Here is a 6,441-nt window from a genome sequence, read left to right as displayed (position 1 = left end):
CCTGAAGATTCTAATACACCTGAAAAAGTGACTTTAACTAAACAGGCGGACGGCAGCTGGACTTCTGATAAACCAGCAATCGTACCAAACGTTGAAGCAGGTCAGAGCAGCACAACCATTCCACAAGACAAAGTGAAAGATGGTTCTAATGTGACGGCTCAAGCGAAAGATCCAGCAGGCAACGAAAGTGCGGTTGTGACTCAACCGGCAGGCAACAATAAGGTTGTTAAACTTGAACTATCATTAGCTCAAGATACTGGTGCGTCTAATAACGATAACTATACTAAAAATGGTCAAGTTAATGTGTCTGGTATTCCATCAGGTTCTGAATGGGAATACAGTACAGATGGTGGTCAAAATTGGACTTCTGGTTCTGGTAACTCATTTACCTTACCAAACAACACCAAAGTGGGTGGTATTGCATATAGCTTACAAGCTCGTGTGAAAGGTAATGCGGCATCAACTAGTGACACCTTAAATATGACTCTTGACCAAAAAGCAGGTGAATTCCATGCGATTATTGATGGTAGTATGAATTTAATCGGAACAGCTGAGAAAAATTCAACAATTTCTATCAATAATAGAAGTGGTAAAGCAAATGCCAATGGTGAGTTTGAGTTTGCTACGGGTATTGCTTCAGGTGCGACAGCGAATAAAGTACATTACTCTGTAGTTGAAACAGACTTAGCGGGTAACTCTGTGTCTAAGGATGTTGCTTACACTTACTACCGTCGTTTTGCGGGTGGTACTAAAGATACTTACGGTAACGAAAATGATGTTATCTTAATTGGTACTAAAGGTGGTACTGGTGACTTAGGTGCGTTGATTAAGTCTAGCCTAACTACAGGTGATGGTGATGACTCAGTCTATGCAACTGGTGTTCAGTACGGTAGCAATACCCTTGATATGGGCAATGGCAATGACTTTGCAAGCTTTAAAAATATCGGCGGTACCATTAATATGGGTGCGGGTAATGATATTCTTGAAGGACGTAATACAGATAATCCGTTCTTCTACTTATCACAACACGCGAGAGTTGATATGGGTACAGGCGATGATATTGTAAGAACAGCTAATACCTTAAATACCAGAGCATCTATTGATGGTGGAGATGGTTTTGATACGCTTCAATTTATCAATAATGATGGTAAAGCATTCAGTTCGACATTAACAATGATCTCTCACTTCGAGAAAATTGATATTAAGGGCACGTTAAACAACTCAGTTACTATCAGCGCAAGCGATGTTGATAGAAACCACAGCGCTACAGCAACTGTTGATGCTAGTGGTAAATCTCACAACAACGTATTAATTGTTGATGGTGATGCAGGCGATAAAGTGACCTTAACTGGTATTAGCAAAGCTGCAAGCTCACAAGTTACTTATGAAGGCAATACTTATAATGTTTACAACACCGGTTCTAATGAACTTTGGGTTGATTCAGATATCACCATTGCTTAATTTGTAACATCTATTAGAAAAACGCACCTTCGGGTGCGTTTTTTTATCTACTTTACACATTGAGGCCGTCTGAAAACCTTGTATTTTGTACTTTATTTAACTAATTTGATTTATAATTTCTAAAGTGAAAAAGTCTTATTTTCTGCACTAAAAAAGAGAAATTTGTTTATGAAAAATCCCCATCAGAAGTTTATTGCATTGCTACTGTATGGCATTTTGCAATCACCTTCAGCTTTCGCAGTGGAATTGGTCGATATACTTCGTTATTCGCTGCAAAATGATCCGACATTACAGGAAGCTAATGCCAATACAGAGGGTGCCTATAATGACATGAAAGCCTCAAAGGCCGGGCATTACCCGACTTTTTCTTTAACAGGGCAAAATGTTTTGGCTCAGCGGCATACTTCAGACAATTCTAAAATGCGCGATGATGTAGGGATTAAATCGCGCTTGAATTTGTATGCTTGGGGCGGCATTCAGGCTGCTGTCGAACGTGACAAGCATAAAATGGAGTATTACCAATACAAATATTATGAAACCCGAGAGGAGCTGGCCAATACAATCAGTACGCTTTATCTGACTGCGTTACGTGCGAAAGAGTCAATAGCGATTGCTAAGAGAAACATTAAGCGCCATGAGAAGTTTTTAGCTGACTTGCGTATTATCAGTAAATATGATCCAGGTCGCCGTTCGGAAAAGACTCAAGCAGAATCTCGCTATTTGCAGACTTTGTCGAATGAAGCTAATTTACAAAAAACTTTATCAGTGGCTTTGAGCAAGCTGAATAAATACAGTGCTAAGAAATTAACTGAGAAAGATATTATCGATCCATTTGGTAAACAGAATGCGGACCAGTTGATTGCTTCTTTTGATAAGGCGCAGGCGAAAGAACATCCAAGCGTGAAAGCGCAGGAGTCAGAATACAACAGCGCATTATCTGATATTAAGGTAAACAAGGCCTCAAGATACCCCTCCATTAATTTGGAAGGCAGTGCGACGCATCGTGATAGAAGTATTGCTGTAACAATGAGTTGGGATTTTTATAATAAATCTTCTGATTATGCTGTCAAAAAAAGCCATGCGGTAGCATTATCGGCAAAATCGCGTTCAGATGAATTGCTACGGGATATTCAAGAACGTGCGGAAACGGCAAAAGTGGATATGAAACAGAACGAACGCCGTGCCAAAATTGCGAAACTGTTGATTGCAACACAATCAAAAGTGGCAAAAGACTATGAGCAACAGTTTTATATTGCAAATCGAACATTGTTGGATGTCTTGGATTCTTATGCGGAACTGGCGGCAACTGAAACTAACTATGTCGAGGCGCAAAACGACTACCGCGATGCAGCAGTTGCGTATCTGCTTGCCAAAGCCAGCTTGGCTAAGTGGGCTAAAGTGCCAGATTTTAATGCAAACGGCCGTTTTTGATTTGTCGTTATTTTGTAGATAGATTTTATGAATTCAATTATTAAACATTTAGCCATTGCAACAAAATTGCTTAATCAACCTGTTGCAGAAGAGGCTCTTGCAGCAAACATTGCTAGAGAACGAAATTTAAATGCCAATATCCAATCACTTAGTGAAGTTTTACGCAGTTATGGGTTTGAAAACCATATTTCCCGTCGCAAACTGATTGAGATCCCTTCACTTGCGATGCCTGTAGTCATTATTCTCCATAATGATGAGGCTGCAGTTGTCAGTGAGGTAAAAGGGCGAGGAGAAGAGCGTGTTTATGTCATCCGTTCTGGGGATGCGCCGGCGCATGAAGTCAGCCATAAAGAGCTTGAAACTCAATATTTGGGGTTTTGTTGGTTCATTAAACCCAAGTTGACTGCAGACCACCGCTCTGAATTGCCAGAGTACCATTTACCCAAAGCATGGTTTTGGAAAGTGATTGGACGGTTTAAAAAGTATTATTACCAAGTAATCTTAGCATCGTTCCTTATCAATATTTTGGCATTGGTCAGTTCGCTGTATGTTATGAATGTATATGACCGTGTAATTCCAAATCAGGCTTACTCTACTTTGTGGGTACTGAGTATTGGCGTATTTTTGGCGATTGTCTTCGAGTTTATCGGTAAAATGATACGTTCGCGTCTGACAGATATTGCGGGTAAAAAGGCAGATTTAATTATTAGTTCTGCGTTGTTCAGACGTGTGATGGCTTTACGTCTGATTGAGCGTCCGATTTCATCCGGTTCATATGCCAACAATTTGCGGGATTTTGAAGCTGTACGTGAATTTATGACCAGCGCTAGTTTGTTGGTTTTGGTTGATGCGCCGTTTTTGTTACTTTTCTTGTTTGTAATATTTATTATTGGCGGAAAACTTGTAATCGTACCAATCATTACCTGTATTTTGGTAATTGTGGTTTCTTTTGCGGTTCAGCCTATGTTAGCTAAACGCATTAATGAAAGTATGAAAGAAAGCTCACAACGTCAAGGTTTGGCTGTTGAAGCCGTAGAAGGTATCGAAACACTTAAAGTCAACAATGCAACTAATTGGGCACAGCAGCGTTGGGATAAGTTGAACGCGGTGACGGCAGCCAGCTCAATGAAAGTTAAAGAAATCAACGAATTTGTATCCAACTTTACCGTAGGTCTGCAGCAGCTTAATACCGTGGGTTTGGTTGTTTTAGGTACTTATTTGATTCATGACAGCGTAGTTGAGGCACGTATTACGATGGGTGCGGTGATTGCTTCAGTTATCCTTTCCGGTCGTGCACTCTCTTCATTAGGCAAAATTGCCGGATTGGCTATACGTTTCCAACAGGCAAAAAATGCTCTTCATGGTATCAACGCGATTGTGGAAAGACCGATTGAGCGTGATCCTGAGCGCGCCTATGTAACACTTGATCAAGTTCAGGGACAGCTTACTTTTGACAATGTTGTATTCAAATATAATGAAGATACACAACCTGCTATCTCCAATCTTAATCTGATCATCCGCCCTGGTGAGAAAGTTGCCATTTTAGGACGGATTGGCAGCGGTAAAAGTACTTTATTAAAGTTGGCCAGTGGCCTGTATGATCCGACAGGCGGCAATATTTTGCTGGATAATGTGGACATCCGCCAAATTGATCCGAATTTTCTGCGTGATAAAGTTGCTTTGCTGAATCAATCTCCAAGATTATTCCTCGGTACATTGAGAGAGAACTTGGATCTGGGGCGTATGAATGGGTATTCAACTGATCAGGAATTGCTGGGGGCATTGCATAATTTCCATTTGGATCAGCTTGTTCGTAATCATCCTAAAGGTTTGGATATGCCTTTGGGTGAAGATGGCTTAGGGCTATCAGGTGGACAAAAACAAATTGTATCGCTGGTACGTTTGACGCTCTCTCACCCTCGTGTAGTGTTGCTGGATGAACCGACAACCGGTTTGGATGAGCAGACAGAACGTCAAGCCTTGGGTATCTTGGCTCAATGGGCGCATGATAAAACCGTTGTTGTTGTTACGCATCGCTTGCAGGTTCTTCCTATGGTTAATCGTGTTGTGGTGGTTGACAACGGCCGTGTCATTATCGACGGACCCCGCGATGCGGTGATTGCTAAATTACGTGAGAATGAAGAACGCCAAGCCCAAGCAGTACAGGCACAAGCTCAAAAAACGGCACAAGTTGCAGCTGAAAAAAAAGAAGGAAAAGGGAATTAATATGTCAAATCAGCAATCGGAACATATCGATCAAGAAGATTTAAAGCTGATTAATGATTTAAGTGCAGCTTTACAGTCTGAAAAACATACGGGCTATTTTGCAGTTATCAGTTTGTTTCTATCTTTTGTCATTGTCTTCATTGTATGGGCTTATTTCAGTCCGCTTGAAGAAGTGGCACAAGGACAGGGAAGGATTATTCCGAGTAGCCGTGAACAGATTGTGCAGAGCTTAGATCCAGGAACGATTCAAGAAATGTTGGTTAAAGAGGGCGATACTGTCGAAAAAGGCCAGGTTCTCTTGAAATTGGATGATACTCGAAGTTCGGCCATTTTGCGTGAGAGTCAGGCAAAAGTAGAAAATTTGGAAGCAATGGCTGCTCGTTTGAAAGCTGAAGCCTACAATAGCAAATTGATTTTTCCGGAAGGCATTTCTTCTGAGTTGAAAAAACGTGAAGAAGCTGCCTATATTTCTCGCCGTAAGGCAATGGAAGAGCAAGTTTCCGGTTTGCGGCAAAGTAAGGCAGCGTTGGATAAGCAGATCTCGATTGTCAGCCCAATGGTTCAAAGAGGTGTTATGTCTCAGGTTGAGCTATTGCGTATGCAACGTGATTCACAAGATTTAGCTGTACAAATTACTGAGCGCCAAAACCGTTACACGACAGATGCCAGTAACGAATTGGTTAAAACCGAAGCTGAACTTGCACAAGCTAAGGAAAATATGGCCATGCGTGCAGACCCGGTTGATCGTTCACAAATTCGTGCACCGATGAAAGGTATTGTGAAAAATATCCGTATTAATACTATTGGTGGTGTAGTCAATGCCGGACAGGATATTTTGGAAATTGTACCGATTGAGGATAATCTTTTGGTTGAAGCCTATATCCGGCCGAATGATGTAGCCTTTATCCGTCCAGGATTGCCTGCTGTAGTGAAATTAACAGCTTACGATTATGCTATTTATGGTGGCCTGGAAGGTAAAGTTATTTTGATTAGTCCGGATACATTGAGTGATGAGAAACGCAATACCGGTGATTTGAAACTGAATATGAATAATGTATATTACCGCATTTTGGTTCAAACTTCTGGCAGCAAGCTATTGGATAAGAAAGGAAAAGAAATGCCAATTATTCCAGGTATGGTGGCAACAGTTGACGTGAAAACTGGTGAGAAGACTGTGTTCCAATACTTGATCAAACCAATTACTAGAATGAAGCAGGCATTGCGGGAACGCTAGAATAAAAAAGCAGAGACCTTTGCAAAAAAGCCCTTCCTTCGACAGCTGAAACTCCAAAACAGGTTTTCGTCTATTTCCGCTCCTAATTA

4 protein-coding genes are annotated in these 6,441 nt (G+C 41.1%); all 4 read left to right on the top strand.

Translation table 11 applies throughout. The features are described 5' to 3' along the window. Positions 1 to 1,461, top strand: a 1,461-nt coding sequence (locus tag ACTHS4_RS11455; protein WP_440365961.1) for a hypothetical protein, incomplete at its 5' end; no start/stop codon positions are given. 168 nt (positions 1,462 to 1,629) lie between these two features. Further along, positions 1,630 to 2,892 carry a TolC family protein gene (locus ACTHS4_RS11450; RefSeq protein ID WP_070826328.1) on the top strand — a complete coding sequence of 421 codons (1,263 nt, stop codon included), beginning with the start codon at positions 1,630 to 1,632 and terminating at the stop codon, positions 2,890 to 2,892. A gap of 27 nt (positions 2,893 to 2,919) precedes the next feature. Beyond that, positions 2,920 to 5,118: a type I secretion system permease/ATPase gene (locus tag ACTHS4_RS11445; protein WP_070826327.1), complete on the top strand. Its 2,199-nt coding sequence runs from the start codon at positions 2,920 to 2,922 to the stop codon at positions 5,116 to 5,118. Between the two features lies 1 nt (position 5,119). Further along, positions 5,120 to 6,352, top strand: a complete 1,233-nt coding sequence (locus ACTHS4_RS11440; RefSeq protein WP_070826326.1) for an HlyD family type I secretion periplasmic adaptor subunit — start codon at positions 5,120 to 5,122, stop codon at positions 6,350 to 6,352. The last annotated feature ends 89 nt before the right edge of the window (positions 6,353 to 6,441 follow it).

Origin of the sequence: Neisseria sp. P0014.S009 (assembly GCF_051958155.1) — a bacterium.
In the GTDB taxonomy this organism is placed as follows: domain Bacteria; phylum Pseudomonadota; class Gammaproteobacteria; order Burkholderiales; family Neisseriaceae; genus Neisseria; species Neisseria flavescens_C.
The sequence above is the reverse complement of the archived record's forward strand: the minus strand, read 5'-3'. Positions and strand labels throughout refer to the sequence as shown.